Consider the following 24923-nt stretch of genomic DNA (forward strand, 5'->3'; position numbering starts at 1 on the left):
GGTGGCGTATCGCCGGGAACCGCGCCATTAAACGCATCCCCCCAATCCATTGCAAGACGGCGGCCTTGTTCGCATTGCAGGCCGTGTTGCCGAGCGCATTGCTGCCCGCATCACCACCCGCGGCACGGCTCTGTTGCCTTGATGAGACTGGCGGCACAGGGGTGGGTTCGGATACGATGTTCGCTAACTAACTTGATCCTTGGATCCCATGACTCGGACATTCGTCCTGTTCACGAGCCGACTGCGTGTGGCTTGTCACGGCGAAGGTCCCTCACAGCGGATGCTTCTATGACTGATTTGCCCGGTCAGACCGCAACCCGGACGGGTGCGGACGGCCAGGATGCGCAGGCTTCTTCACGTGGCGCGGCAGGCGAGATCAATCTCGATGACGCCCTGATTCGTGTCGAAGGCCTGCGGTTCACCCGTGGAGAACGCGAGATATTCTCCGGCATCGACCTCAAGATCCCGCGCGGCAAGATAACCGCCATCATGGGGCCTTCCGGTACCGGCAAGACGACACTGCTCAAGTTGATCGGCGGCCAGTTGACACCTTCGGCAGGACGCGTCGAGATCGCCGGGTTGCACGTGCATGGCCTGTCGCGGCGCGAGCTGTTTCGCATGCGCCGTCGCATGGGCATGCTGTTTCAGAGCGGTGCCCTGTTCTCCGACCTGAGCGTGTTCGAGAACGTCGCCTTCCCGTTGCGCGTCCACACCGATCTCCCCGATGCGATGATTCGTGACATCGTGCTGATCAAGCTCGAATCCGTCGGGCTGCGCGGCGCGCGTGAACTGATGCCGGCCGAACTCTCCGGCGGCATGACGCGGCGTGTGGCGCTGGCGCGAGCCATCGCGCTGGACCCGGACCTCATCATGTACGACGAGCCGTTCGCCGGGCAGGACCCCATCTCGATGGGCGTGCTGGTCAATCTGATCCGGCGCCTCAATGATGCGCTGGGCATGACGGCGCTGGTGGTCTCGCACGACATCAAGGAAACGCTGACCATTGCCGATTACGTCTATGTGATCGCCGATGGCAAGGTGATGGCGCAGGGCACCCCCGAGGCGCTGAACGCCGAATCGGACCCGCGTGTGGCCCAGTTCATCCACGGCAAGCCGGATGGCCCGGTGCCCTTCCATTACCCCGCCCCGGACTTCGCCGGCGACATTCTCGATGGTCGCGAGTCGGCAACCCGCAGGAGAGAGTCATGAGTGGTCTGAATCGTGGCCCGCTCGGGGCCATCACGTCACTGGGCCGCAGCAGCATCGACGTGATCGCGGCCATCGGGCGCGCCGGCATGCTGCTGGTGCAGGCCGGTATCGGCATCCCGTCCCGTGAGGGCATTGGCCTGTGGGTGCGACAGATGCACTTCGTCGGTGTGCTGTCGCTGGCCATCGTGCTGGTCTCGGGGCTGTTCATCGGCATGGTGCTGGCGCTGCAGGGCTACACCATTCTGGTCGGTTTCGGCGCCGAGGAAGCGCTGGGACAGATGGTGTCGCTGTCACTGCTGCGCGAGCTGGCGCCTGTGGTCGCGGCCTTGCTGTTTGCCGGGCGCGCGGGGTCGGCGCTGACGGCGGAGATCGGCCTGATGAAGGCCACCGAGCAGTTGACCAGCATGGAGATGATCGGCGTCGATCCGCTCAAGCGCATCGTCGCGCCGCGCCTGTGGGCCGGGTTCGTCTCGCTGCCGCTGCTGACCATCGGCTTCAGTGTCGTGGGTATCTGGGGCGGCAAGCTGGTGGGGGTCGACTGGCTGGGCATCTACGAGGGCGCCTACTGGAGCAGCATGCAGTCGAACGTCGATTTCATCGGTGATGTCATGAATGGCGTCATCAAGTCACTGGTCTTCGGGCTGGTGGTCAGCTGGATCGCCGTCTTCCAGGGCTATGACCTGATCCCGACCTCGGAAGGCATTTCGCGCGCCACCACACGTACCGTGGTTTATTCATCTTTGGCGGTGCTGGGACTCGACTTTGTCCTCACGGCCGTCATGTTCGGAGAGATTTGATGAAACGTACCCGCATGCTCGAGTTCGGCGTGGGCCTGTTCATACTCGCTGGTTTCCTGGGAATGGTCTTCCTGGGGCTGCGTGTCAGCGGCGTCACGTTCCAGCAGGCTGATGACACCTTCGTGCTCAATGCCAACTTCTCAGGGATCGGAAGCCTCAAGGCGCGGTCAAAGGTCACGATGGCAGGTGTTGCCGTCGGCAGCGTCGAGAAGATCGAGCTGGACCCGAAGTGGTTTGACGCCCGTGTCACGATGAAGCTGGACAGCAGCCTGCGTGGCAAGCTGAGCAAGGACACCACCGCCGCCATCCTGACGTCCGGCCTGCTGGGCGAGCAGTACATCGGCCTGAGTACCGGGGGAGACCCGGACGTGCTGGAGGACGGCGACACCATTCGCGATACCCAGTCTGCACTGGTGCTGGAAGAGTTGATCCAGCAGTTCGTGTCCAATTTTTCGAAGAGCTGATTCTGGAAGCGCTGATTCTCGAAGCGCTGTTCATCGAAGTCCAGGCACCCGGCGCATGCGTGTGATGCGCCGAAAGACCTGACTCGGTGCCTGTGGTTTCACGTTCGAGCACGATGCACATTTTCAAGGAGCAACCCTGATGATTCCTAGCCTCAAGAAGCTGATCCGTCCGCTGAGCGTGCTGAGCCTGTCCGCCCTGATGGCGCTGAGCCCGCTGGCCATGGCCGCCCCGCAGGAGCCGGACGTGCTGCTGCGCGACACGGTCGAGGGCCTGACTACCAAGATCGATAGCCGCGAGAGCTACTACAAGGACAACGTCGACGAGCTGGAAAGCCTGGTGGATTCCGCGCTGAAGCCGGTGGTGGATTATCGCTACATCGCCGCCAGCGTGATGGGCAAGTACTTCAAGGGCGCCTCTCCTGAGCAGCGCACCGAATTCGCCAAGGTCTTCCATGACACCCTGATCGGCACCTATGCCAAGGGGCTGGTGAGCTTCGATTACGCCAGGCTGGACGTGAAGGACAGCGAAGGTGAGCGTCGCTATGAAGACCAGGACACCGTCTACATGGACGTGGTCGATACCAAGGGCAAGGTCTATCCGGTGGCCTATTCCATGCGTCTGCGCAACGACAAGTGGAAGGTGGTCAACGTGATCGTCAATGGCGTCAACCTGGGCCTGACCTTCCGCAACCAGTTCGACCAGGCCATGCGTGACAACGGCCGCGACATCGATGCCGTCATCAAGGGCTGGCAGCCGGATGTCGACCTCGAGAAGGGTGAGGGGGATCAGGGCAACAGCTGAGCCCTGTCGTCGCCATGACCATGAAAACTCTCTTCGATCGCGAGGGCGTCACGCTGGAAGCCGGTGACGCACGGTTGAGCCTGAGTGGCCAGCCGGATTTCGACAATGCCGCAGAGCTGGCGGATTCCGGCAGGAAATGGCTGGGGCGCCGCGAGGATGGGGTTTCCATCGATCTGTGCGGCGTGGATAGCGCCAGTACTGCCACCCTGAGCGTGCTGCTCGAGTGGCAGCGCCATCTGGCGGAGCATGGTGGGCACGTCGCTCATCTCGCGTTGTCTCCCGCGTTGAGCCGACTGGCGGCAGTCTCTGGACTGGAAAACCTGCTGCCGGGGCTGAATGTCGCTGAGATCAGCGCCGAGCCCCCGCTGTCACTCGAGACGTCCTGAGCCAGCAGTGTGGCCTGACTACCTGTCAGGCCACACTGCTCTGCTGGATGCTAGAGGCTTGTCCGTATCGCCATTCATGCGCGCGGCAACGTGGAGGCAGCGATTGACTGCCAATCGCGTTCCCGCGCGCTTTTGATTACCATGTGCGGTCATATCGCATCGATCGTCGCGCAAGGATTCCCTGCCACGATCCCGACATGTACCGCGAAGGAGTCATCGCCCGTCATGCAACCGAATGATGTCAAGGCCCTGCTCGAGGCTCGTATCGAGAACGTCGATTTTCATATCCAGGGTGAGGGCTGCAATTTCCAGGTCGTCGCCGTGGGGGATGTCTTTGCCGAGCTGAGCCGCGTCAAGGCCCAGCAGCTGGTCTACTCCGCACTCAATGATGAGATCCGCTCTGGCGCGCTGCATGCCATCAGCATTCGTACCTATACCCCGGCGCAGTTCGAAGCTGCCGCCGGCAACGCTCAGGGTTGACCGGAACATTTCATGGATAAGCTGATCATCACTGGCAATGGGCCGGTCAACGGGGAAGTCTGGGCCAGCGGCGCCAAGAATTCGGCACTGCCCATTCTGGCAGCCACGCTGCTGTCGGAAGGTCCCGTGACCATCAGCAACCTGCCGCATCTGCAGGACATCACGACCAGCCTCGAGCTGCTCGGGCGTATGGGCGTCGAGCCGGTGATGGGCGACAACATGACCGTGCAGCTGGATGGCTCCAAGGTCGAGCATTGTCACGCGCCCTATGACCTGGTCAAGAAGATGCGTGCCTCGATTCTGGTGCTGGGCCCGCTGCTGGCGCACTTCGGCAGTGCCGAAGTCTCGCTGCCGGGCGGCTGCGCCATCGGCTCGCGTCCGGTGGATCTGCACATCCGTGGCCTGGAGGCGATGGGGGCCGAGATCACGGTCGAGAATGGCTATATCCGCGCCAAGGCGCCGGGTGGCCGCCTGAAAGGCGCGCGCATCGTCTTTGATGTCGTGACCGTCACCGGCACCGAGAACCTGCTGATGGCCGCGACCCTGGCCGATGGCCGCACCGTGCTGGAAAACGCCGCGCGTGAGCCGGAAGTCGTCGATCTGGCCGAGTGCCTGATCGCGATGGGCGCGAAGATCACCGGCCAGGGCTCCGACACCATCGTCATCGACGGTGTCGAGAAGCTGCACGGCTGTGAATACTCCGTCATGCCGGACCGCATCGAGACCGGCACCTTCCTGGTCGCGGCGGCTGCCTCGCGCGGCAAGGTGCGTGTCACGCGTACGCGTGCCGACACCCTGGATGCCGTACTGGCCAAGCTGGAAGAAGCCGGCGCCACCATCACCACCGGTGATGACTGGATCGAGCTCGACATGCACGGCAAGCGCCCGAAGGCGGTCAATATCCGCACGGCGCCGTACCCGGCATTCCCCACCGACATGCAGGCCCAGTTCGTGGCGATGAATGCGGTCGCGGAAGGCACCAGCACCGTGATCGAGACCATCTTCGAGAACCGCTTCATGCACGTGCAGGAGCTCAACCGCATGGGCGCCCACATCGCGCTCGAGGGCAACACCGCGGTCGTGACCGGCACCGAGCGCCTGTCCGGCGCGCCGGTGATGGCGACGGACCTGCGTGCCTCTGCCTCGCTGGTGATCGCGGCGACCGTCGCCGACGGCGAGACCATGGTCGACCGCATCTATCACATCGACCGCGGTTACGAGTGCATCGAAGAGAAGCTCTCCGGGCTGAACGTGATCATCCGTCGCTCCGCCGGCTGATCAGTGGCCCACCTCGTGCTGCCGGCCTTGATTGACCGGCAGCGCGTGCCGAATTCCTACGTACAAGCACGGGCGAATACCCCATGAGCAAGCAACTGGTCGTCGCCCTCTCCAAGGGGCGTATCCTCAAGGAAACCCTGCCGCTGCTGGCTGACGCTGGCATCGAGCCGCTGGAAGATCTCGACAAGAGCCGCAAGCTGCTCTTCGATACCAATCTGCCGGACGTCAAGCTGGTCATCATCCGTGCCACCGACGTGCCGACCTACGTGCAGCTGGGCGCGGCCGATCTCGGCATCGCCGGCAAGGACGTGCTGCTCGAGCATGGTGCCGAAGGCCTGTACGAGCCGCTGGACCTGGAAATCGCCAAGTGCCGCCTGATGACCGCCGGTGTCGTCGGTCAGCAGCAGCAGGGCGCTCGCCGCCGCGTCGCGACCAAGTTCGTCGATGTCGCGCGTCGTTATTACGCCGAGCAGGGCATTCAGGCGGAAGTCATCAAGCTCTACGGTGCGATGGAACTGGCCCCGCTGATGAATCTGGCCGACGAGATCGTCGATATCGTCGACACCGGCAACACCCTGCGCGCCAACGGCATGGAGCCGCGCGAGCTGATCACCGACATCAGCACGCGTCTGGTGGTCAACAAGGCCGCCATGACCATGAAGCACGATCGTCTCAAGCCGCTGATCGATCGCCTGCGTCAGGCCGTGGAAGCCCGCCGCGAGGCGTGATGGCGGCGTGCTGTTGGCATCGACCCGATGGATACCCAAGGTCGCATAGATGACCGTGGCAGAAGATGACGCTCGAAACGCCAGCTGCCGCCCCTGCTCGTCACGATCCTTATCAAGATGATAGGGGTAGGCGCTGGACAGAGCCCGTCCGGTTCAGCCTTCTCTGCCAAGCAATGAGAAAAGAGGTTCGCATGGATACCTTGATCAACCGGCTTGATAGCCGTGATACCGATTTTATTGCCCGCCTGGATCGCTTGCTGTCATGGGAGGGCGTGTCCGATGCCGAGGTACAGCATCGTGTCACCGACATCCTCGCGCGCGTCAAGCAGGAAGGCGATGTGGCGCTGGTGGAGTTCTCCAACCGCTTCGACCGCCTGAATGTCTCGAGCATGGCCGAGCTGGTCATCGGTGCCGAGCGTCTGGCCCAGGCCTATGCCGACTTGCCGGCGGATCAGCGCGAGGCGCTGGCTGTGGCTGCCGAGCGCGTGCGTGTCTATCACGAGCATCAGAAGCCGGAAAGCTGGTCCTTCAAGGACGAGCACGGCAGCCTGCTGGGCCAGAAGGTCACGCCGCTGGACCGCGCCGGCATCTACGTGCCGGGCGGCAAGGCCGCCTACCCGTCATCCGTGCTGATGAACGCGATTCCGGCGCATGTCGCGGGCGTGCGCGAGATCATCATGGTCGTGCCGACGCCGGACGGCGTGGTCAATGAGCTGGTGCTGGCCGCGGCTCACCTGGCGGGTATCGATCGTGTCTTCACCATCGGTGGCGCCCAGGCCGTGGCGGCACTGGCCTACGGCACCGAGTCCGTGCCGCGCGTCGACAAGATCGTCGGACCGGGCAACATCTACGTGGCGACTGCCAAGCGTGCGGTGTTCGGTCAGGTCGGTATCGACATGATCGCCGGGCCGTCCGAGATCCTGGTGGTCAGTGATGGCGTGACCGATCCGGACTGGCTGGCGATGGACCTGTTCTCCCAGGCTGAGCACGATGAAGATGCCCAGGCGATCCTGATCGGATGGGATGACGAGCACCTGGCCGCCGTCGAGGCCTCCATCGCACGCCTGGCACCGACCATGGAGCGTGCCGAGATCATCCTGACCTCGCTGCGTGAGCGTGGCGCCCTGATCCGTGTCAGCGGGCCGGAGCAGGCGCTGGAGCTGACCAACCGCATCGCGCCGGAGCACCTGGAGCTCTCGGTGGCCAATCCCCAGGAGTGGGTCGAGGGCGTGCGCCACGCCGGCGCCATCTTCATGGGCTCGCATACCTCCGAGGCGCTGGGCGATTACTGCGCCGGGCCGAATCACGTGCTGCCGACCTCCGGCACCGCGCGCTTCTCCTCGCCGCTGGGCGTCTATGACTTCCAGAAGCGCTCCTCGCTGATCCAGTGCTCGCCAGCGGGCGCGTCAGTGCTCGGGCGTACCGCCTCGGTACTGGCACGTGGCGAGTCGCTGACGGCACATGCGCGCAGTGCCGAGAATCGCATTCTCGACTGATCTTGAGACTGAGCCTTGCCTGGTCAGTCGTCTGACAAGACAAGAAGCCCCGCGACGGACTCCGTCGCGGGGCTTCTTGTCATCATGGGGCGGGGGCTGCCCAAGGCGCTGCGCCGATATACCGGCTCAGCCCTTGTCCTGCAGGGACGGCTCGACGGCCGCCGGTGTATTGTCGGGAATCGGGCGCTCGCCGACCTTGACATCGATGTCCAACGTCTTGCCGTCACGCAGCAGGCGCAACTCCAGCGCATTGCCGGGCTTGACGGCGGCGATGTCGGCCATGGCCAGGCGAGCATCCAGCAGGCGCTTGCCGCCGATGGCGGTCAGGATATCGCCCGGGCGCAGGCCGGCGCGCGCGGCAGGGCCGTCACGCAGCACGGCGGCCACCACCACGCCTTGCGGGGCGCTCAGGCCGAAGGAGTGCGCCAGCGACGGCGTCAGCTCCTGGACTTCCAGGCCCAGCCAGCCACGAATCACGCGGCCGTGGTCGACCAGCGCTTCGAGGATGTCACGTGCCAGGTTGGCGGGGATGGCGAAGCCGATGCCCTGCGAGCCCCCGGAGCGCGAATAGATGGCGGTATTGATGCCGACCAGCGAGCCGTCGGTATTGATCAGCGCGCCGCCGGAGTTGCCGGGGTTGATCGCGGCATCGGTCTGGATGAAGTCTTCATAGGCGTTCAGGCCAAGATGATTGCGTCCGGTGGCCGAGATGATCCCCATGGTGACCGTCTGGCCGACTCCGAAGGGATTGCCGATCGCCAGCGAGACATCGCCGACGTGCACCTGGGTGGAATCGGCAATCGCCACGGTGGGCAGGTTGTCGAGGTCGATCTTGAGCGCCGCGAGGTCGGATTCCGGGTCCACGCCCACGACCTTGGCGAATGTCTCGCGGCCATCGCGCAGGGCGACCTGGATCTGGTCGGCACCCTGGATGACGTGATTGTTGGTCAGGATGTAGCCGTCGCTGGAGAGAATGACGCCGGAGCCCAAACTCGACAGCATGCGCTGGCTGCGCAGTGCGTCTTCGCCGTAGAACTGGTTGAAGAAGGGGTCGGACATCAGCGGATGCTTGCTGTCGTCCTTGATCTCGCGCGAGGAATAGATGTTGACCACCGCCGGAGCGGCGGCGTCCACCGCGGCCTGATAGCTGGCCGGGCCGCTGTTGCGCTGCAGCGGCGGTGCTTCACGCAGTACCGGGTCTGCCGACTCTTCGCGCTGCGCCGCTGACAGCGTCAGGCTCGGAGGCGGCAGCACCTGCTGATTGGCGGCAGAGTTCCGTGACGGGCTCGGATAGGGGGTGTTGCCTGCCTGCTCGCTCTGCTGCGGGGCGGGTTCGCCCAGACCCAGCGTCGGAAAGCGATCCAGCACGACGACGGCCAGCAGGACGCCGGTGACGACGGGCCACAGTAGCGGGAGCAGTGTGCTGCGAAGAGAACGGGGCATCGGATTACCTGATGAAAAGTCCGCGCACCGACGCGATGCTGCGGACATGAAGATGAATGGCCTGAAACTCCACGTGCCACGCGAAGGGATGGCCCCGGTCAAGGCGCGGCACGCTTACATGGCGCCGATGCGCCGTTACAATGCTCGCCAGTGTAACACTCGATGACTCTGACTGCTGGAGGCCCAATGGCTGATCGTGACACGCTGATGAAGGCGCTGGATGGCTGTCTGGAGGCGCAGGCCTTCAAGGACTATACCGTCAATGGCTTGCAGGTGGAGGGGCGCCGCGAGGTGCGCCGCGTGATGACTGGCGTGACGGCCAGTCAGGCGTTACTTGATGAGGCGCTCGCCTGGCAGGCCGACCTGGTGCTGGTGCACCACGGCTACTTCTGGAAGAACGAGCCGGCCCAGATCACCGGCATGAAGCGTCGGCGCCTCAAGACCTTGCTGGCCAATGACATCAATCTGGCAGCCTATCACCTGCCGTTGGATGCGCATCCGACCCTTGGCAACAATGCCCAGCTGGCCGAGCGTCTGGGGCTGGTCAGTGAAGGCTGTCTGGATGGCGTGCCCGGGCGTGGCCTGGTGCATGTCGGGCGTCTGGCTGCTGAGGTGGAAGAGCTGGACAGCACAGCGCTGGGGGCCGAGTTCAGTCGGCGTCTGGGACGTGAGGTGCTGGTCGTGGCCGGCCATGATCGTCCCATCAAGCGCATTGCCTGGTGCACCGGCGGCGCTCAGGACTATATCGGTCTGGCCATCGAGGCCGGCGCCGATGCCTTCCTCTCGGGCGAGATTTCCGAGCGCACCACCCATAGCGCCCGTGAAGAGGGAGTGACCTACTTCGCGGCGGGGCATCATGCGACCGAGCGTGACGGTGTGCGGGCCCTCGGCGAGTGGCTGGCCGCCGAGCATGGAGTAGAGCACCGCTTCGTGGATATCGACAATCCGGCGTGACATCTGGTGCCGGAAACGACAACGGCCACCTCTCGAGGTGGCCGTTGTCGTTTTCAGATGCCGTGAGAGGTTCACGACAGCAGGGCGATCAGATGCGCGGCGGGTTGGTGGCCGGAGTCTCGCCTTCACTCGGTTGCGGCTTGAGGCCGAAGTCCTCTGACAGAGTGCCACGGTTATCGGCGTAATCACGCGGCAGGTCGACCTTGTCGGTCTCGCTGTCGTCCGGCGTGGTGTCAGTGTCCAGCAGGCGGCGCTTGAGCTGGCTGTCATCGCACAGCGCGGTGGCGCCAGTGGCCAGATGCTGGCGCAGCTCATTGCCGGCGCGCTGGATCTGGTCGGTCAGGTCGCTGGCCTTGGAGAAGTGGTCGTTGAGGGCATCGCGGAACTGGGTCAGCTCCAGTTCGCGCTCAGCCAACTTCTGGCGGGTCTTCTGATTGCGGGCCACGTTGGCATTCAGCAGGTGGTAGCACAAGGCGCCGATACCGATGCCAGCCAGAAAACAGGCAATGGCCAGGATCCAGTCAATGTTGCTCTCGTTCACGTCGCTCTCCTTGTGTCACGACTGCGGTGATCGTCACCGCTGGGGCATGGTAGCGCTGAGATACGATGCCGGTCTTCAATGATGTTCCATCACGCCGATCTCGGGATCGGTCTGGTGTCCAGCAGGTCAGCGCCGCTTGCCGCTGTCCTTCTTGCCTTGGTCTTTCCTAGCTCAGTCTGTAGTGCCGCTTGCGTTTCAAAAGCGTCCACGCGCCATTATATCGGTGTGGTGCAGCGATGCGTCAATTCACTCGGCGCGCGACCTTGGTCGCCTGTCGGCGCATCCGGCGGGGTGTGGGCGGATGCCAGCTCACGCCTTGCGAGCAATGCGCGCGGCGACAGCCACCTCGCACCGCCGATTGCTGGCCGGTGAGTGGGTAAAGTGGCCATCAAGGCGTATAATGCCGCGCAATTTCGTTCTTGCCTGCCCGCCGTGTCGGGTCAGGCGTGTTCTTGTTCCTTTTCATGTCAGGCGTGTGCCAGTAGGTGGCGCCTGACCTGCAGCGGGTTTCTCAATGCCAGCACCGACGCCTCTCGAGAAGTACCAGGCAGACCTCAAGCGTGATGACTTTGCCTACGATGCCGCCCAGGAAGATGCGGTCCGTCATCTGCAGCGTCTCTACGATGACCTCGTGCGCAGGCCGCGCCAGACGCCCGACAAGGTGTCCGACGCGACGGGTGGCGGCGGGCTGGGCTCCAAGGTGCGTCGTCTGTTCGGCAAGCCGTCACGCACGGCACCTGTCGATGAAGTGCCCGAGATCATGGGTCTCTACTTCTGGGGCGGTGTGGGGCGCGGCAAGACCTATCTCGTCGATACCTTCTACGAGAGCCTGCCGTTTGCCGACAAGATGCGCACGCATTTCCACCGCTTCATGCAGCGTGTCCACAATGAACTCGGCCACTACAAGGGCGAGAAGAATCCGCTGACTCTGGTGGCGGCCAAGTTCGCCGTCGAGGCGCGCGTGATCTGCTTTGACGAATTCTTCGTCAAGGACATCACCGATGCGATGATTCTCGCCACCCTGTTCGAAGAGCTGTTCAAGCAGGGCGTGGTGCTGGTCGCGACCTCCAATATCGTGCCGGATGACCTCTACAAGGACGGCCTGCAGCGGGCGCGCTTCCTGCCGGCGATCGACCTGGTCAAGCGTCACTGCACGGTGGTCAACGTCGATTCCGGCATCGACTATCGCCTGCGCGCGCTGGAGCACGCCGAGCTCTTCCATAGCCCGCTGGGCGACGACAGTGCCGCGCGGCTGGCGCGGGAGTTCCGCTCCATCGCCGGTGCCGAAGGCCATGCTGATGAAGGCTTGAGCATCAATCACCGCGTGCTGCATGCTCTGCGTCGCCATGAAGACGTGGTGTGGTTCCACTTCGATGAGCTGTGTGATGGCCCGCGTAGCCAGAATGACTACATCGAGCTGGCGCGTGAGTTCCATACCGTGCTGGTGTCCGAGGTGCCGCAGATGGGGCGCGACAGTGACGACCAGGTGCGTCGTTTCATCAACATGGTCGATGAGTTCTATGACCGTGGCGTCAAGCTGCTGATGAGCGCCGCGACGCCCGTCGAGGATCTCTACACCGGTGGCAATCTGGATTTCGAATTCCAGCGCACGCTGTCACGCCTGCAGGAAATGCAATCACGCGAGTACCTCGCACTGCCTCACAAACCGTGATGTCCATGACAGGGCAAAATAGCCTTTGTGGTAGGCGGGTATGACATGTACAATGCGCGCTCGCTCGAACTGTTGACCGGTTCTCGAGCCATCCTGAGTCATTCACTCCTGATGGGCGAGGGCAGTCTGGAGATGAGAGGGCAGTGACTGCGCAAGCAGCATGCCGCTCGCTGCCAGACGTCGGGCAACCAAGAAAAATAGGGATTGGTCGCGCACACAGGTGCAAGACCCGACTATAGGTGATTCATCCATGAAGACGTTTACTGCTAAGCCGCAGTCCGTCCAGCGTGACTGGTTCGTCGTCGACGCAGCCGGCAAGACGCTGGGCCGTATGGCTACCGAAATTGCTCGTCGCCTGCGCGGCAAGCATAAAGCCGAGTACACTCCGCACGTTGACACTGGCGATTACATCGTCGTCATCAACGCCGAGAAAGTCGCTGTGACTGGTCGCAAGGCAGAAGCCAAGACCTACTACCGTCACACCGGTTACCCGGGTGGCCTGCGCTCCATGAACTTCAACCAGATGATCGACCACAAGCCTGAGCGCGTGATCGAACTGGCTGTCAAGGGCATGCTGCCGAAGGGTCCGCTGGGTCGTGCCATGCAGTCCAAGCTGAAAGTCTATGCTGGCTCCGAGCATCCGCACGCTGCGCAGCAGCCGCAAGAACTGAACATCTGAGGGAAGCATCGCCATGACACAGCAGCACTACGGTACCGGGCGCCGCAAGACTTCTACCGCGCGCGTCTTCCTGAAGCCGGGCACCGGCAAAATCACCGTCAACCAGCGTGACCTGAACGACTACTTCGGTCGTGTGACAGGGCGTATGGTTGTCCGTCAGCCGCTCGAGCTGACCGAAACTAGCGAACAGTTTGACGTCTACGTCACTGTTGCTGGTGGTGGTGGTTCTGCCCAGGCCGGCGCTATCCGTCACGGCATCACTCGTGCCCTGATGGCTTACAACGAAGACTTCCGTCCGACCCTCCGCGCCGCCGGTTACGTCACTCGTGACGCCCGTGAAGTCGAGCGTAAGAAAGTCGGTCTGCGCAAGGCCCGTCGTCGTCCGCAGTTCTCCAAGCGTTAAGAGAACTCGCGTCGACTACAAGAACGTCCAGTACCCGCAAGGGTGCTGGACGTTTTTTTTGCGGTCTCGCTGCACGATTGACGAAAGCGGCTTTGGTCAAGGTGGCTTTCTTGAGTTGTGAGTGCTCTGTTCTTGCCCTTTAATACAAGCAAGCATCAAGTGCTCGGCAAGTGGATGGCCCAGCATCAAGCGGTAGTGTTTGGGAGATAACAATAAAATGTCAGATCAAGTCGTGAACCGAGGGCGACGCCGCTTCCTCGTCAGCGCAACCACCGTGGTCGGGGCGGTAGGGGTGGTCGGTATCGCAACGCCCTTCCTGGCGTCCTGGCAGCCAAGTGCGCGTGCTCGCGCGGCAGGCGCGCCTGTCACGGCGGATATCTCGCGGCTGGCACCCGGCCAGCAGATGACCATCGAGTGGCGCGGCAAGCCGGTGTGGGTGGTGCGTCGCACCCCCGAGATGATCGCCGATATCCGCGCCATCCCCCCCGCAGAGTTGCAGGACCCCGAGTCACTGCGTCCCCAGCAGCCCCCTTATGTCGATGCCGTGCTGCGTTCCATCAAGCCGGAATATGTGGTGTTGGTGGGTATCTGCACGCACCTGGGCTGCTCGCCTGGCTATCGTCCCGAGATTGGTGCGGCGGATCTTGGCGCGGACTGGCCGGGCGGCTATCTGTGTGCCTGTCATGGGTCCAGGTTCGATCTCGCCGGGCGAGTCTTCACCGGAGTGCCGGCACCTTCGAATCTGGAGGTGCCGCCGCATCGCTACGAGAGCGAGCAGGTACTGGTGGTGGGTGTCGACGAGGAGGCTGCCTGATGGGGAATCCAAACCGTGCCAAGGCGCCACGCGGCATCATGCGCTGGATCGATGACCGCCTGCCGGCCACCCAGTTTCTGCAGGACCATCTGACCGGCTACTACGCGCCGAAGAACTTCAACTTCTTCTACTTCTTCGGCTCGCTGGCCTTGCTGGTGCTGGTCAATCAGATATTGACCGGCATCTGGCTGACGATGAGCTATACGCCGAGTGCCGAGGAGGCCTTTGCCTCCATCGAGTACATCATGCGCGATGTGGAGTACGGCTGGTTGATCCGCTACATGCATTCCACCGGCGCCTCGGCCTTCTTTGTTGTCATCTATCTGCACATGTTCCGTGGCCTGCTGTATGGCTCCTACCGTGCGCCTCGCGAGCTGGTCTGGATCTTCGGCATGTGCATCTATCTGGCGCTGATGGCCGAGGCCTTCATGGGCTATCTGCTGCCCTGGGGGCAGATGTCCTACTGGGGTGCGCAGGTGATCATCTCGCTGTTCACGGCGATTCCGGTCATCGGGGCAGACCTGGCGCAGATGATTCGTGGCGACTATCTGATCTCGGGAATCACCCTGAACCGCTTCTTTGCGCTGCATGTCATTGCCTTGCCGCTGGTGATCGTCGGGCTGGTGGTGCTGCATCTGGTGGCGCTGCATGAGGTGGGCTCGAACAACCCCGATGGCATCGAGATCAAGGACCGGAAGGATGAGGCGGGGCAGCCCCTGGATGGCATTCCGTTCCATCCCTATTACACGGTGAAGGACCTCGTCGGCGTCGGCGTATTCCTGTTCGTGTTCTGTGCAGTGATCTTCTATTTCCCCGAAGGCGGCGGCTACTTCCTGGAGACGCCGAACTTCGAACCGGCCAATTCGCTCAAGACGCCCGAGCACATCGCGCCGGTGTGGTACTTCACGCCGTTCTACGCCATGTTGCGCGCGGTCAATTACCCGCTGTTCGGCGTGGATGCCAAGTTCTGGGGCGTGGTGGTCATGGGGCTGGCGATCGCTATCCTGTTCGTGCTGCCGTGGCTGGATCGCTCGGCGGTGCGCTCGATCCGCTACAAGGGCTGGCTGTCGCGTGTCGCCATCGTCATCTTCGTGGTCAGTTTCGTGACGCTGGGCGTGCTGGGGGTGATGCCGCCCACGCATGAGCGCACGATCATCGCGCAGCTGGCGACCGTGGCATATTTCGCCTTCTTCATACTGATGCCGCTGTATACGCGCTTCGAGACGACGCGAGCGGTGCCTGACAGGGTGACGGGCCGATGAACGCGCTGATGAGTGGGGCAAGGGAGTGGCTCAAACGCGGGCTGGCAGCAGGGTTGCTGGCCGTAGTGAGCCTGATGGGGGCGGGTATGGTGAGCGCGGCCAGCAGCGCGGTGCCGCTGGAGACGATGGAGCCGGATCTGCATGATCAGCCCTCGCTGCAGCGAGGCATGCAGCTTTACACCAACTACTGCCTCGGCTGTCATAGCCTGCAGTATCAGCGTTACTCGCGTGCCGCGGAGGACCTGGGGATGCCCGAGGACCTGGTCGAGCAATACCTGATTCTCTCGCCAGCGCTCAAGATCAATGACACCATGCGTACGGGCATGCAGAAAGAAGACGCGGCCGGCTGGTTCGGCACGCCGCCACCGGATCTGTCGCTCGAGGCGCGTCTGCGCGGCACGGACTGGATCTACACCTATCTGAAGAGCTTCTATCGCGATGCGTCACGTCCGTGGGGCGTGAACAATGCGGTCTTCCCCCAGGTCGGCATGCCGCATGTGCTGGAATCGCTGCAGGGCGTGCAGGAAAAGGTCTGTGGACAGACTGATATGGCGGTAGCGGGGGCGGAGATCGATCCCGGCACGGGGCGTTATGCCTCCTGTGATATCCTAGAGATCACCCAGCCTGGCAGCATGACGGCAGGGGAATTCGATCAAGCGATGTGGGATCTGACCAATTTTCTGGCCTATGTCGGCGAGCCTTCGCGACTCAAGGCTGAGAGCATGGCCCCCAAGGTGTTAATATTCATTCTGATCTTTACCTTGCTGGCGTATCTTCTCAAGAAGAAATACTGGCGCGACATTCATTGATGGCCCCCGGGGCGGGGTCTCAGTGATAATGGCGAGCCGGCAGTGACGGGCGCGCGGCTGATCAGTCGCGCGCCCGCTTGCGTCGCCTCGAGGTGGCGCAGGCTGACCCTCTGGCAGGGCCCGTTGTGACAAGGGCAGGCCAGAGGAAACTTATCCCCGTTTGTCAGGCCAAAAGCTGACACGGGCATGTCTCGAACAGATGCGAGGACAGTTTCATGGGTGTTGTGGCCAAGCGTTCATCGATGACCTTCTACTCCGGTGGTGACGACCACTTCAGCCACCGTGTACGGATCGTGCTGGCCGAGAAGGGTGTGGCAGTCGATATCATTGATGTGGATGATGACAGCCGTCCGGCCGAACTGGCCGACCTGAACCCGTACAACAGTGTGCCGACGCTGCTGGATCGCGACCTGGTGCTCTACGAGTCCAAGGTCATGATGGAATATCTGGACGAGCGTTTCCCGCATCCGCCGCTGTTGCCGGTGTATCCGGTGGCGCGCGCCCAGAGCCGTCTGTGGATGCATCGCATCGAGCGCGAATGGGTGCCGATGATGGAAACCATCCAGACAGGCACCAAGAAGGAAGCCGACAAGGCGCGCAAGGAATTGCGTGAAAGCCTGATCGGCATTTCCCCGATCTTCGACGACATGCCGTTCTTCATGAGCGACGAGTTCTCGCTGGTGGACACCTGCATTGCCCCGATCCTGTGGCGCTTGCCGACACTGGGAATCGAGCTGCCGGAGAAGCAGGTCAAGCCGCTGCTGACCTACATGGAGCGGTTGTTCGGGCGTGATGCTTTCAAGGCGTCGCTGTCCGAGGCCGAGCGCGAGATGCGCATCTGATCCGTGCGTGATCCTTCGGTCACTGATCGATCGGTCACGCATTCGGGCTTTCGCCCTCGCTCATCAGTCTGAGGTCGATGGATGTGAGCGATGTGCGGGGCGTTGGCCCGTTGGCGGAATGGACTTCGGTCGTCGCTGACACTCATTGCAGTTCAAGAGGTTCTCCCATGCTTTCCAGTCGCCCTTATCTGGCACGCGCACTCTACGAGTGGCTGCTGGATAACGACAATACGCCGTACATCGTGGTGGACGCCGAGCAGGAAGGTGTCCAAGTGCCGCGTCAACACGTCCAGAACGGCCAGATCGTGCTCAATATCGCACCCGGTGCGGTGCGTGATCTGTTGATCGCCAATGAAGGGGTCAGCTTCAATGCCCGCTTCGGTGGTCAGCCGATGCACGTCAGCGTGCCGACGACGGCCCTGGTCGCGCTGTATTCGCGTGAAAACGGTGTCGGTATGGTCTTCGGTCATGAGCCGGTGATGCCGGGTGCCGATGAGATGACATTCGGTGAAGCCGCGCCAGATGCCGAGCCGGCCGCCACAGCGCGCCCGACGCTGGCCAGTGTCGGCAGTGCGCCCGCCGAAGAAGAGGCACCTGCCTCGGAATCAGTGGATGCGTCCGTCGAGCCAGGCGCTGATGCCGGAGTCGCCGCTGAAGAGCCGGCGTCGGACTCGGCCAGTGACGAGCAGGATGCTGATGACAATGGTCAGCCCAAGCCGCCGCGCAAGGGGCGTCCTTCGCTGCGTGTGATCAAGTAATCACGTCGGCAGGTGGGGGCGATGGATGAGGGCTGGCCATTGTCCGCCTGATGTCGCTCCTGTCATGAAAAATGCCCCGCAGGCTTCGGCCTGCGGGGCATTTTTCATTCTGGGTGCTGTTCATTCAGGGCGCCTTGCATGTCAGGCATGCAAGGCGCGCCACCTTGATCAGTCGAGGTACTCGAAGACCTTGGCGATACGCTGGATGCCGCCGACTTCAGAGACCTTGCTGACGATCTGGTCAGCTTCGGCGCGGGTCACGATGCCCATCAGGTAGACGCTGGCATTCTCGGTGAGTACCAAGATGCGACCGGAGTCGATATTGGCATCCGCCGCCAGTGTGGCCTTGACGCGCGTGGTCAGCCAGGTGTCCTGCACGCGCTGGCTGGCCGGGGCATTGGCGCTGATTTCCAGCGCATTGTGCACCTGACGCACACGACGCACATCCTTGGCGATGTCCGTGGCCTTCTGCTTCAGCTCGTCACTGGCGACCTGGCCGGTCAGCAGCACCATGCCGTTGTAGGAATTCACATTGACATGGGCATCGTTGAAGCGGGCGTCGGTCTTGCCGAGATTGACCTCGATCTTGGTCTCGATGCTCTCGTCTTCCACCTGGGCGCCCAGGGTGCGATCGCCATAGTCTTCGTCGATCGGGCCGCTGTTGGTCAGGTCGGCGACGGTGGTGCAGCCGGCTAGCGTCAGGAAGCCGGCGGTGGCTATGAGGGAAAGCAGGTTCTTGGGCGTCATGCCGTTTTCTCCTGGTGAATGCCGTGGGGCGCGCGGATTACTCGTTGCTGCCGAACAGCTGATGATCAATCAGGTCGCACAGGCAGTGGATGGCCAGTAGATGGACTTCCTGGATGCGTGCCGTAGAGGTGGCGGGGACACGAATCTCGCAGTCTTCACTGCCCAGTAGTGACGCCATGTCACCACCGTCACGGCCGGTCAAGGCCACGACGCGCATGTCGCGGTCGTGAGCCGCCTGGATGGCCTGCACCACGTTGGCGGAGTTGCCGCTGGTGGAGATGGCCAGCAGGATGTCGCCGGGCTGACCCAGGGCGCGGATCTGCTTGGAGAACACCTCGTTGTAGCTGTAGTCGTTGGCGATGGACGTCAGCGTGGAGGTGTCGGTGGTCAGCGCGATGGCCGGCAGGCTCGGGCGCTCACGCTCGAATCGGTTGAGCAGCTCGGAAGAGAAATGCTGGCTGTCGCCGGCGCTGCCGCCGTTGCCGCAGGCCAGGATCTTGCCGTCATTGACCAAGCTCTGGACCATCATCTGGCTGGCCGCTTCGATGAAGGGCGGCAGCACTTCGCTGGCGTAGGTCTTGGTGTCAATGCTGGCGTTGAAGTGGCCGAGAATACGCGATTGGAAATCCATGATGGCTCTTGGTCGTTGGCTTCAGATCGCTTCGAAGGCGTGGCGAATCCAGTGAATGGAACGAGGGGAGGTCCCCTCCACGCCTACCACGTCGAAGCGGCAGGAACATGATAGCCCGTGCTGGGCCAGATAAAAACGCGCGGCAGTGATCAGCCGGCGTTGCTTGGTATGGGTCACGCTTTCCAGTGCGCTGCCGAAGCGGGAGTTGGCCCGGTAGCGCACCTCGATGAAGACCAGGGTCTCGGCGTCACGCATGATCAGGTCGATCTCGCCGCCCTTGGCATGCTGGTTGCGCGTGACGGGTGTCAGGCCACGCGCTGCCAGCCATTGTTCTACCTCCGCCTCGATGACGGCGCCGCGCGCTCGGGCGCGACGCTGGGGAGGCGGGTGCGCTTTGCCAGAGGGCGAGTCGGCGCGTGTCATGTCAGGGCGTGTAGGCTTCGACGGTGCGGCTGTTGGCGCCTTTCAGTGGCGGACGCGGTACGCCACCTCTGAATTCAGCCCAGGGCAGCGTGCGCTCGATGCGTCCATCGTGGCGCGGGAAGAGGCTGCCGGTGGCGCCGAAGAGTTCGCCGCCCGCTCCGGCCAGCATCAGCGGTACGCGCTGGGCCAGACGATAGGCATCGACCCCCATGGCGTTGAGCTTGAGCATGCGTGGTGAAGCATCGGACAGGGCGCGATAGGTGTCGGCTTCCGGCAGGGATGCCTTGCCACCGGAGGAGGCCTCCGGCACTTCCCAGGGAATGTCCACGAAGTCGACGCCATTGAGGTCGCCGTCCTGATCGGGCTGCGGTGCGCCGTCATAGAGATGGGAAGTGCCGTAGATCGGCAGGTCGCCCGCGTAGTAGAAGTCCAGCATCGGCGGCACCTGACGCGCATAGCTCGGCAGCGCCAGCAGGAAGATCATGTCGATGTTGCCGGAGTGCGCGCGGCCGTATTTGCTGCCGGATTTCTTGGCGGACTTCATGCGCGCCTGGTCCTGGCTCGAGACCGACAGCAGGTCCTTGACGGCCGAGCTGACGGCGCCCTTGGGGTTGTAGCGCTCAACGGAGACGATGTCGCCACCTTCCTGCTCGAAGCGGTCGCGGAAGGCGCTGTAGACGCGTTGGCCCCAGGCATTGTTGGGCACCAGTGCGGCGGCGCCACGATGGCCGTCGAGAGCGGCTCGCAGGGCGACCTGGCGGGCTTCGTCCTCGGCGGAAAGGCCGTACTGGAACAGGTTGTCGGCACGGTTGCTGTCATGGGTGCCGTAGTTGAGGGCCAGTGTCGGCAGCGGCAGGCTGTTCTGAGTCTCGAGCCGACTGACCAGCTTCTTGTCCAGCGGGCCGAGCACGACCTGAGCGCCATCCATGGTGGCACGGGCATACAGGGTCTTGAGGTCCGCGCTCGAGGTGTCATAGAAACTCAGCTGCGGCGTGGCCTCGGCATTGTCGATGGCGCTGCGATGGCGTGCCTCGATGCCTTCACGGATGGCCTGGGCGATCCGCTTGAGCGAACCGGACTCGGGCAGGAAGACGGCAATCTTGCGCACTTCCTGGCCGGAGAGCTCGCGCAGATCGAGAATGCCCTGCGGCATCTGGCGCGCTGCGGGATGCTGCGGGTTGGCGTCCGACCAGTCGTTGATGGCGGAGAACATCTGGTCGATGTTGCCGCCGAAGCGACGCTGTAGGCGCAGCAGGTCCGTCCAGCCGCTGGCGGTCGGGCTAGCGCTGGCCAGCTCATTGAGCTGACTGGGCGAGAGGCGCGTGAGCTGCTCCCACAGGGTGTCGTTGATGCTCAGGTCATCGCTGTCGGCCTGCAGGGCGATCAGGGTCTGGGCGCTGGCCAGGGGTTCGCCGACCATGCCGAGTGCCAGGCCGCGACGCTTGCGCAGTGTGCGCTGGTCATCGCTGGACATCTGGATGTTGTCCTCGAGCACCGAGGTGGCCAGGATCGTGTTCCAGCCGTCCTGCTGCTCAAGCGCGATACGCGACAGCAGCAGGGCCCATTGCACGCGTTCCTGCGGCTCAAGGCTTGTCGGGTCGATGTCGGATGCGATGGTGATCGCCTGCGCGTTGTCGCCGCTGCGTGCTAGGATGTCCGCAGCTTGCAGGCGCGTACTGGCCGCTTGCTGACCCTGTTGCTGCTCGGCCTGAGCTAGCAGGGCATCGGCACCGGGGCCGCTGGAAAGCGGTGACTGTCCGGCACACCCTGCCAGCAGCAGGGCGGAGGCGGCGAGGCCCGCCAGCGTGCGCAGGCCGGAACGTGAACGGCGCGCGGCCTCCTGCCGGATGGCTGACGAAGTGCCCAGCGTATTGGCTGATGCACGATTCCATGTCTGGCGCATGTACGACGGTCCCTTGGCTGATGGGCGATGTGGTCAGGACTGTGCATCGCCGCCTACTGTGATGAAGGGTGAAAGGCATCATGGCACTCGGTCGATCAGGGCCACGCATGCAGCGTCCTTCGGATGAAATGTCCCAAGGCAATCTGCCTGTGTCTGACGACCATTTCTACCATTGAGTTCAACGAGTCGAAGCATTGAATGTCCGAGTCTTCTGAAGGCGTATTGTACGTGGTCGCCACGCCGATTGGTAACCTCGATGATCTCAGTCCCCGCGCCGCGCGGGTGCTGGGAGAAGTGGACCTGATCGCAGCCGAGGATACCCGCCACAGCGCGCGGTTGCTGCGTCACCTGGGCCTGGAAGTGCCCATGATGTCCCTGCACGATCACAACGAGCGTGGCCGTGTCGACCAGCTGTGTCAGGCGCTGGAGGCAGGCCGACGCGTCGCGTTGGTCTCCGATGCCGGCACGCCGCTGATCTCTGATCCCGGCTTCATCGTCGTGCGCGCCCTGCGCGAGCGTGGCTTCAAGGTAGTGCCGCTGCCGGGGCCGTGCGCGTTGATCACCGCCCTCAGCGCTGCGGGCCTGCCGACGGATCGCTTCACCTTCGAAGGCTTTCTGGCCCACAAGGGCGGCCCGCGTCAGGCGCGCCTTGCCGCGCTGCGCGACGATAGCGCCACCCACGTGCTGTATGAATCTCCGCACCGTATCCAGGCGCTGCTCGGCGATATCCGCGAGGTGCTGGGCGAGCGTCGGGTCGTGCTGGCCCGTGAGCTGACCAAGACCTTCGAGACCTTCCTCGATGGCACGGCGGCCGAGCTGCTGGCGCAGATGGACGCTGACAGTGATCAGACACGCGGTGAGTTCGTGGTCATGATCGAAGGAGCGCCGGCACGTGACGGCGACGAGGCGGCCAGTGTCGAAGGCGACGCCCTGTTGCAGGTGCTGTTCGAGGAGGGCGTCGGCGTCAAGCAGATGGCCGCTATCGCCACACGTCTGGTGGGCGGGCGCAAGAAAGCCTGGTATGCCAAGGCGCAAGCCATGAAGGACGCGGCGGAGGAATAGGCAAACCTCTGTCACGCCAGACTTTTTTGCCGCTGCCATTGTTCGGCCTGCGCGGGCTTCGTCTTGTGAAAGGCCCATGACACTGGTAGTCTTGCGTGCTTGGGAGACGGCCAGACAGTCGCCGCCAGCGCAAGCTGGGGGAGGAAAGTCCGGGCTCCATAGGGCAAGGTGCCAGATAACGTCTGGGCGGCGCGAGCCGACGGCAAGTGCAGCAGAGAGAAGACCGCCTACGTCAGCTTCGGCTGACCGGTAAGGGTGAAAGGGTGCGGTAAGAGCGCACCGCGCGGCTGGTAACAGTTCGCGGCGAGGTAAACCCCACCTGGAGCAAGACCAAATAGGCCCCCTATGCTGCTGCCCGCAGTGGGGGCGGGTTGGTTGCTTGAGCCCTGAAGTGATTCAGGGCCTAGATGAATGACTGTCCACGACAAGACCCGGCTTATCGGTCATCTCCCGCCTTATAACGTCAGTGTGCTGCCATCCTTCGCGATGCGAGCGGTGGCAGCACACCTTGAATTCGCATGACCGGCGCCGTCCGCTGCGTGTTTCGTGAATGACCATTGCAGTTGGATGGCAACGAACACGCTGCCGTGACAGGCGCCGGTTGTCGGTTATGGCACTTGAATTCGTGTTTCAGCCGCTTGCCTGCTGCACGCAGGCGCTGTCTCCGCTCTTATGCTGTCGGTGTCCTTTGCCACCGGCTTTCACTGCTCGCATCGCGTGCCAAGGTCCAGAGTTTCGTCATGTCCAAGCCCAGTGCTCCTTCCGTTACCGAGTCTGTCGATACCGAGTCCGTCGAAGTGGCTGATCGCTTCGCGCATGTCAGTGTCATGCTCGATGGTGCGGTCGATGGTCTGATTCAGGACACTGCCGGCGTCTACTTCGACGGCACCTTCGGTCGCGGTGGCCATTCGCGTCTGATCCTGTCGCGTCTGGCGCCCGAGGGGCGTCTGATCGCCTGTGATCGTGACCCCCAGGCGCTGGCGGAAGCCGCGACCATCGATGATGAGCGTTTCAGTATCCATGCCGGTGAATTCGCGCGTCTTGGCGAGTATGCCGAGCATGAGGGCGTGCACGGTCAGCTGGATGGCATCCTGCTCGACATCGGCGTGTCATCCCCGCAGCTGGATGATGCCGAGCGTGGCTTCAGCTTCATGAATGATGGCCCGCTGGACATGCGCATGGACCCCACCAGTGGCGAGAGCGCCGCCGAGTGGCTGTCGCGTGCCAGTGCCGAGGATATGGCCTGGGTCTTCAAGACCTACGGTGAGGAGCGTTATGCCAAGCGCCTGGCGCGTGCCGTGGTGGAGCGTCGCGCCGAGCGACCCATCACGCGCACCGGCGACTTCGCCAGCCTGATCAAGGATGCCCACCCCAACTGGGAGAAGCACAAGCACCCGGCGACGCGTGTCTTCCAGGCGATCCGCATTCACATCAATGGTGAGCTGGATGAGCTGACCCGCGCGCTGGATGCCGGTCTCGAGGCGCTCAAGCCCGGCGGTCGTCTGGTCGTGATCAGCTTCCACTCGCTGGAAGACCGCATCGTCAAGCGCTTCATGCGTGACAAGGCGCGGGGGGATCAGGCGCCGCGTGGCATGCCGATCCGCGAAGACCAGCTCAACAAGCGTCTCAAGCTGGTGGGCAAGGCACAGAAGGCTTCGCAAAGCGAAGTCGATGCCAATGTCCGTTCGCGCAGTGCGGTGATGCGCATTGCCGAAAAGCTCAAATAGCCTCTGTGCACCCTCTGGGGAATCGTGCCTCTTTCTGCGCCTGCCTACCGGCAGGCGCGCGCGCAAGTGGGCTGTGGTGAAAGGGCGACACAAGTGTTGCCGTGCTGCAACTCTTAGCGGCTAACGCCACTTGCTGACATAATGCGCCGGGCGCTTCAAACAAGTGAGCGAACATCGCGCTTGCACGTTGACAGTCTGCAAGGATATTCGTGATGCGGGGCATCACGTTCAGAGTGATTAGGGAGTCGGCATGGCGGGACGGAGACAGGAGGGCTGGACGGGTAACTGGCCGATCAAGGTGCAGATACGTTGGCGTCACCTGTGTTTCGCGGTGCTGATGCTCAGTCTGCTCGGCTCTGCCGCTGCCGTCGTCATCAGCTCGCACCTCTCGCGCGGCCAATATGCCCAGCTGCAGAAGCTGGAAGCGGCGCGCGATGATGCGCGTGCACGCTGGGGCCGCCTGCTGCTGGAAGAGAGCGCCTGGTCGGCACCGGCGCGTATCGAAAGCATCAGCATCGAGCGACTCGAGATGCGCGTCCCGGATGTCCACGATGTCGAGGTCATTCGCTGATGGCCACGCGTCGCCCGCCTTCGTCACGCCCGCGCAAAGCCG

At 63.1% G+C, this 24923-nt stretch carries 27 protein-coding genes and 1 other RNA gene; 22 read left to right on the top strand and 6 right to left on the bottom strand.

Annotated elements, in window-relative coordinates; all coding sequences use genetic code 11:
- Positions 1–288: 288 nt before the first annotated feature.
- The 9 genes from FLM52_03510 to hisD all read left to right on the top strand — a co-directional run bounded on the left by FLM52_03510 (position 289) and on the right by hisD (position 7640).
- A complete protein-coding gene (locus FLM52_03510) occupies positions 289–1209 on the top strand; it encodes an ATP-binding cassette domain-containing protein (GenBank protein ID NVN54863.1) in 921 nt (306 codons plus the stop codon).
- A complete protein-coding gene (gene mlaE, locus FLM52_03515) occupies positions 1206–2006 on the top strand; it encodes a lipid asymmetry maintenance ABC transporter permease subunit MlaE (GenBank protein NVN54864.1) in 801 nt (266 codons plus the stop codon). Before FLM52_03510 ends, mlaE begins: the two co-directional genes overlap by 4 nt.
- On the top strand, positions 2006–2470 hold the full coding sequence (mlaD, locus tag FLM52_03520; GenBank protein NVN54865.1) for an outer membrane lipid asymmetry maintenance protein MlaD: 465 nt from the start codon (positions 2006–2008) through the stop codon (positions 2468–2470). Before mlaE ends, mlaD begins: the two co-directional genes overlap by 1 nt.
- 139 nt (positions 2471–2609) lie before the next feature.
- Positions 2610–3272: an ABC transporter substrate-binding protein gene (locus FLM52_03525; protein NVN54866.1), complete on the top strand. Its 663-nt coding sequence runs from the start codon at positions 2610–2612 to the stop codon at positions 3270–3272.
- 14 nt (positions 3273–3286) lie between these two features.
- The gene (locus FLM52_03530) at positions 3287–3658 is read left to right on the top strand and encodes an STAS domain-containing protein (protein ID NVN54867.1); all 372 of its coding nucleotides are present in this window, start codon (positions 3287–3289) and stop codon (positions 3656–3658) included.
- A gap of 225 nt (positions 3659–3883) precedes the next feature.
- Positions 3884–4138 (top strand): BolA/IbaG family iron-sulfur metabolism protein, encoded by a 255-nt coding sequence (locus FLM52_03535; protein ID NVN54868.1) that lies wholly within the window; start codon positions 3884–3886, stop codon positions 4136–4138.
- Positions 4139–4150: 12 nt separating this feature from the next.
- Positions 4151–5416: a UDP-N-acetylglucosamine 1-carboxyvinyltransferase gene (gene murA, locus FLM52_03540; protein ID NVN54869.1), complete on the top strand. Its 1266-nt coding sequence runs from the start codon at positions 4151–4153 to the stop codon at positions 5414–5416.
- Positions 5417–5499: 83 nt separating this feature from the next.
- Entirely contained in the window at positions 5500–6144 is a 645-nt protein-coding gene (locus FLM52_03545; protein ID NVN54870.1) for an ATP phosphoribosyltransferase, read from the top strand.
- A gap of 191 nt (positions 6145–6335) precedes the next feature.
- Positions 6336–7640, top strand: coding sequence for a histidinol dehydrogenase (gene hisD, locus FLM52_03550; GenBank protein NVN54871.1), 1305 nt, complete (start codon positions 6336–6338; stop codon positions 7638–7640).
- A 126-nt stretch (positions 7641–7766) separates the two neighbouring features.
- On the opposite strand, the gene FLM52_03555 is transcribed toward hisD, so the two are convergent.
- A complete protein-coding gene (locus FLM52_03555) occupies positions 7767–9083 on the bottom strand; it encodes a trypsin-like serine protease (protein NVN54872.1) in 1317 nt (438 codons plus the stop codon).
- Positions 9084–9269: 186 nt separating this feature from the next.
- Here FLM52_03555 and FLM52_03560 point away from each other — a divergent pair, with 186 nt between their 5' ends.
- Positions 9270–10037 (top strand): Nif3-like dinuclear metal center hexameric protein, encoded by a 768-nt coding sequence (locus tag FLM52_03560; protein ID NVN54873.1) that lies wholly within the window; start codon positions 9270–9272, stop codon positions 10035–10037.
- 88 nt (positions 10038–10125) lie between these two features.
- Here FLM52_03560 and FLM52_03565 read toward each other — a convergent pair whose 3' ends face one another.
- A complete protein-coding gene (locus tag FLM52_03565; protein ID NVN54874.1) occupies positions 10126–10578 on the bottom strand; it encodes a DUF1043 family protein in 453 nt (150 codons plus the stop codon).
- A 514-nt stretch (positions 10579–11092) separates the two neighbouring features.
- On the opposite strand from FLM52_03565, the gene FLM52_03570 reads away from it, so the two are divergent.
- The 8 genes from FLM52_03570 (at position 11093) to FLM52_03605 (ending at position 17817) form a co-directional block, all read left to right on the top strand.
- Complete coding sequence (locus tag FLM52_03570) at positions 11093–12250, top strand: AFG1 family ATPase (protein ID NVN54875.1); 1158 nt, start codon at positions 11093–11095, stop codon at positions 12248–12250.
- A gap of 250 nt (positions 12251–12500) precedes the next feature.
- Entirely contained in the window at positions 12501–12929 is a 429-nt protein-coding gene (gene rplM, locus FLM52_03575; protein NVN54876.1) for a 50S ribosomal protein L13, read from the top strand.
- 13 nt (positions 12930–12942) lie between these two features.
- Positions 12943–13332 (top strand): 30S ribosomal protein S9, encoded by a 390-nt coding sequence (gene rpsI, locus FLM52_03580; GenBank protein ID NVN54877.1) that lies wholly within the window; start codon positions 12943–12945, stop codon positions 13330–13332.
- Positions 13333–13549: 217 nt separating this feature from the next.
- On the top strand, positions 13550–14146 hold the full coding sequence (petA, locus tag FLM52_03585) for a ubiquinol-cytochrome c reductase iron-sulfur subunit (protein NVN54878.1): 597 nt from the start codon (positions 13550–13552) through the stop codon (positions 14144–14146).
- Entirely contained in the window at positions 14146–15408 is a 1263-nt protein-coding gene (locus FLM52_03590; protein ID NVN54879.1) for a cytochrome bc complex cytochrome b subunit, read from the top strand. Before petA ends, FLM52_03590 begins: the two co-directional genes overlap by 1 nt.
- Before the next feature lie 8 nt (positions 15409–15416).
- Positions 15417–16217, top strand: coding sequence for a cytochrome c1 (locus FLM52_03595; GenBank protein ID NVN54880.1), 801 nt, complete (start codon positions 15417–15419; stop codon positions 16215–16217).
- Between the two features lie 215 nt (positions 16218–16432).
- Entirely contained in the window at positions 16433–17059 is a 627-nt protein-coding gene (gene sspA, locus FLM52_03600) for a stringent starvation protein A (GenBank protein NVN54881.1), read from the top strand.
- Between the two features lie 167 nt (positions 17060–17226).
- Entirely contained in the window at positions 17227–17817 is a 591-nt protein-coding gene (locus FLM52_03605; GenBank protein NVN54882.1) for a ClpXP protease specificity-enhancing factor, read from the top strand.
- A gap of 168 nt (positions 17818–17985) precedes the next feature.
- Here the strand turns inward: FLM52_03605 and FLM52_03610 are convergent, their stop codons facing one another.
- The 4 genes from FLM52_03610 to FLM52_03625 are packed head-to-tail and all read right to left on the bottom strand — an operon-like array spanning position 17986 to position 21521.
- Positions 17986–18564, bottom strand: coding sequence for a BON domain-containing protein (locus FLM52_03610; protein NVN54883.1), 579 nt, complete (start codon positions 18562–18564; stop codon positions 17986–17988).
- 37 nt (positions 18565–18601) lie between these two features.
- A complete protein-coding gene (locus FLM52_03615; protein NVN54884.1) occupies positions 18602–19195 on the bottom strand; it encodes a phosphoheptose isomerase in 594 nt (197 codons plus the stop codon).
- A 21-nt stretch (positions 19196–19216) separates the two neighbouring features.
- Positions 19217–19618 (bottom strand): YraN family protein, encoded by a 402-nt coding sequence (locus FLM52_03620; protein NVN54885.1) that lies wholly within the window; start codon positions 19616–19618, stop codon positions 19217–19219.
- A gap of 1 nt (position 19619) precedes the next feature.
- Positions 19620–21521 carry a penicillin-binding protein activator gene (locus FLM52_03625; GenBank protein ID NVN54886.1) on the bottom strand — a complete coding sequence of 634 codons (1902 nt, stop codon included), beginning with the start codon at positions 21519–21521 and terminating at the stop codon, positions 19620–19622.
- Between the two features lie 198 nt (positions 21522–21719).
- On the opposite strand from FLM52_03625, the gene rsmI reads away from it, so the two are divergent.
- The 4 genes from rsmI to ftsL all read left to right on the top strand — a co-directional run bounded on the left by rsmI (position 21720) and on the right by ftsL (position 24881).
- Positions 21720–22583, top strand: a complete 864-nt coding sequence (rsmI, locus tag FLM52_03630; protein ID NVN54887.1) for a 16S rRNA (cytidine(1402)-2'-O)-methyltransferase — start codon at positions 21720–21722, stop codon at positions 22581–22583.
- Positions 22584–22685: 102 nt separating this feature from the next.
- Positions 22686–23038: RNase P RNA component class A (gene rnpB, locus FLM52_03635), an RNA gene on the top strand.
- 285 nt (positions 23039–23323) lie between these two features.
- Positions 23324–24310 (top strand): 16S rRNA (cytosine(1402)-N(4))-methyltransferase RsmH, encoded by a 987-nt coding sequence (rsmH, locus tag FLM52_03640; GenBank protein ID NVN54888.1) that lies wholly within the window; start codon positions 23324–23326, stop codon positions 24308–24310.
- Between the two features lie 250 nt (positions 24311–24560).
- Positions 24561–24881 (top strand): cell division protein FtsL, encoded by a 321-nt coding sequence (gene ftsL, locus FLM52_03645; protein ID NVN54889.1) that lies wholly within the window; start codon positions 24561–24563, stop codon positions 24879–24881.
- Positions 24882–24923: the final 42 nt, after the last annotated feature.

This window comes from bacterium Scap17 (genome assembly GCA_013376735.1).
Lineage (GTDB): Bacteria > Pseudomonadota > Gammaproteobacteria > Pseudomonadales > Halomonadaceae > Cobetia.

Bases quoted from the DNA above. Each gene is read 5' to 3' on its own strand.
- mlaD (NVN54865.1), top strand. From the start codon at position 2,006: ATGAAACGTACCCGCATGCTCGAGTTCGGCGTGGGCCTGTTCATACTC.
- ftsL (NVN54889.1), top strand. From the start codon at position 24,561: ATGGCGGGACGGAGACAGGAGGGCTGGACGGGTAACTGGCCGATCAAG.
- FLM52_03590 (NVN54879.1), top strand. From the start codon at position 14,146: ATGGGGAATCCAAACCGTGCCAAGGCGCCACGCGGCATCATGCGCTGG.
- murA (NVN54869.1), top strand. From the start codon at position 4,151: ATGGATAAGCTGATCATCACTGGCAATGGGCCGGTCAACGGGGAAGTC.
- FLM52_03525 (NVN54866.1), top strand. From the start codon at position 2,610: ATGATTCCTAGCCTCAAGAAGCTGATCCGTCCGCTGAGCGTGCTGAGC.
- rpsI (NVN54877.1), top strand. From the start codon at position 12,943: ATGACACAGCAGCACTACGGTACCGGGCGCCGCAAGACTTCTACCGCG.
- FLM52_03510 (NVN54863.1), top strand. From the start codon at position 289: ATGACTGATTTGCCCGGTCAGACCGCAACCCGGACGGGTGCGGACGGC.
- rsmI (NVN54887.1), top strand. From the start codon at position 21,720: ATGTCCGAGTCTTCTGAAGGCGTATTGTACGTGGTCGCCACGCCGATT.
- FLM52_03555 (NVN54872.1), bottom strand. From the start codon at position 9,083: ATGCCCCGTTCTCTTCGCAGCACACTGCTCCCGCTACTGTGGCCCGTC.
- FLM52_03545 (NVN54870.1), top strand. From the start codon at position 5,500: ATGAGCAAGCAACTGGTCGTCGCCCTCTCCAAGGGGCGTATCCTCAAG.
- FLM52_03530 (NVN54867.1), top strand. From the start codon at position 3,287: ATGACCATGAAAACTCTCTTCGATCGCGAGGGCGTCACGCTGGAAGCC.
- FLM52_03615 (NVN54884.1), bottom strand. From the start codon at position 19,195: ATGGATTTCCAATCGCGTATTCTCGGCCACTTCAACGCCAGCATTGAC.
- FLM52_03620 (NVN54885.1), bottom strand. From the start codon at position 19,618: ATGACACGCGCCGACTCGCCCTCTGGCAAAGCGCACCCGCCTCCCCAG.
- FLM52_03605 (NVN54882.1), top strand. From the start codon at position 17,227: ATGCTTTCCAGTCGCCCTTATCTGGCACGCGCACTCTACGAGTGGCTG.
- FLM52_03535 (NVN54868.1), top strand. From the start codon at position 3,884: ATGCAACCGAATGATGTCAAGGCCCTGCTCGAGGCTCGTATCGAGAAC.
- sspA (NVN54881.1), top strand. From the start codon at position 16,433: ATGGGTGTTGTGGCCAAGCGTTCATCGATGACCTTCTACTCCGGTGGT.
- mlaE (NVN54864.1), top strand. From the start codon at position 1,206: ATGAGTGGTCTGAATCGTGGCCCGCTCGGGGCCATCACGTCACTGGGC.
- rplM (NVN54876.1), top strand. From the start codon at position 12,501: ATGAAGACGTTTACTGCTAAGCCGCAGTCCGTCCAGCGTGACTGGTTC.
- FLM52_03625 (NVN54886.1), bottom strand. From the start codon at position 21,521: ATGCGCCAGACATGGAATCGTGCATCAGCCAATACGCTGGGCACTTCG.
- FLM52_03560 (NVN54873.1), top strand. From the start codon at position 9,270: ATGGCTGATCGTGACACGCTGATGAAGGCGCTGGATGGCTGTCTGGAG.
- hisD (NVN54871.1), top strand. From the start codon at position 6,336: ATGGATACCTTGATCAACCGGCTTGATAGCCGTGATACCGATTTTATT.
- FLM52_03570 (NVN54875.1), top strand. From the start codon at position 11,093: ATGCCAGCACCGACGCCTCTCGAGAAGTACCAGGCAGACCTCAAGCGT.
- petA (NVN54878.1), top strand. From the start codon at position 13,550: ATGTCAGATCAAGTCGTGAACCGAGGGCGACGCCGCTTCCTCGTCAGC.
- FLM52_03610 (NVN54883.1), bottom strand. From the start codon at position 18,564: ATGACGCCCAAGAACCTGCTTTCCCTCATAGCCACCGCCGGCTTCCTG.
- FLM52_03595 (NVN54880.1), top strand. From the start codon at position 15,417: ATGAGTGGGGCAAGGGAGTGGCTCAAACGCGGGCTGGCAGCAGGGTTG.
- rsmH (NVN54888.1), top strand. From the start codon at position 23,324: ATGTCCAAGCCCAGTGCTCCTTCCGTTACCGAGTCTGTCGATACCGAG.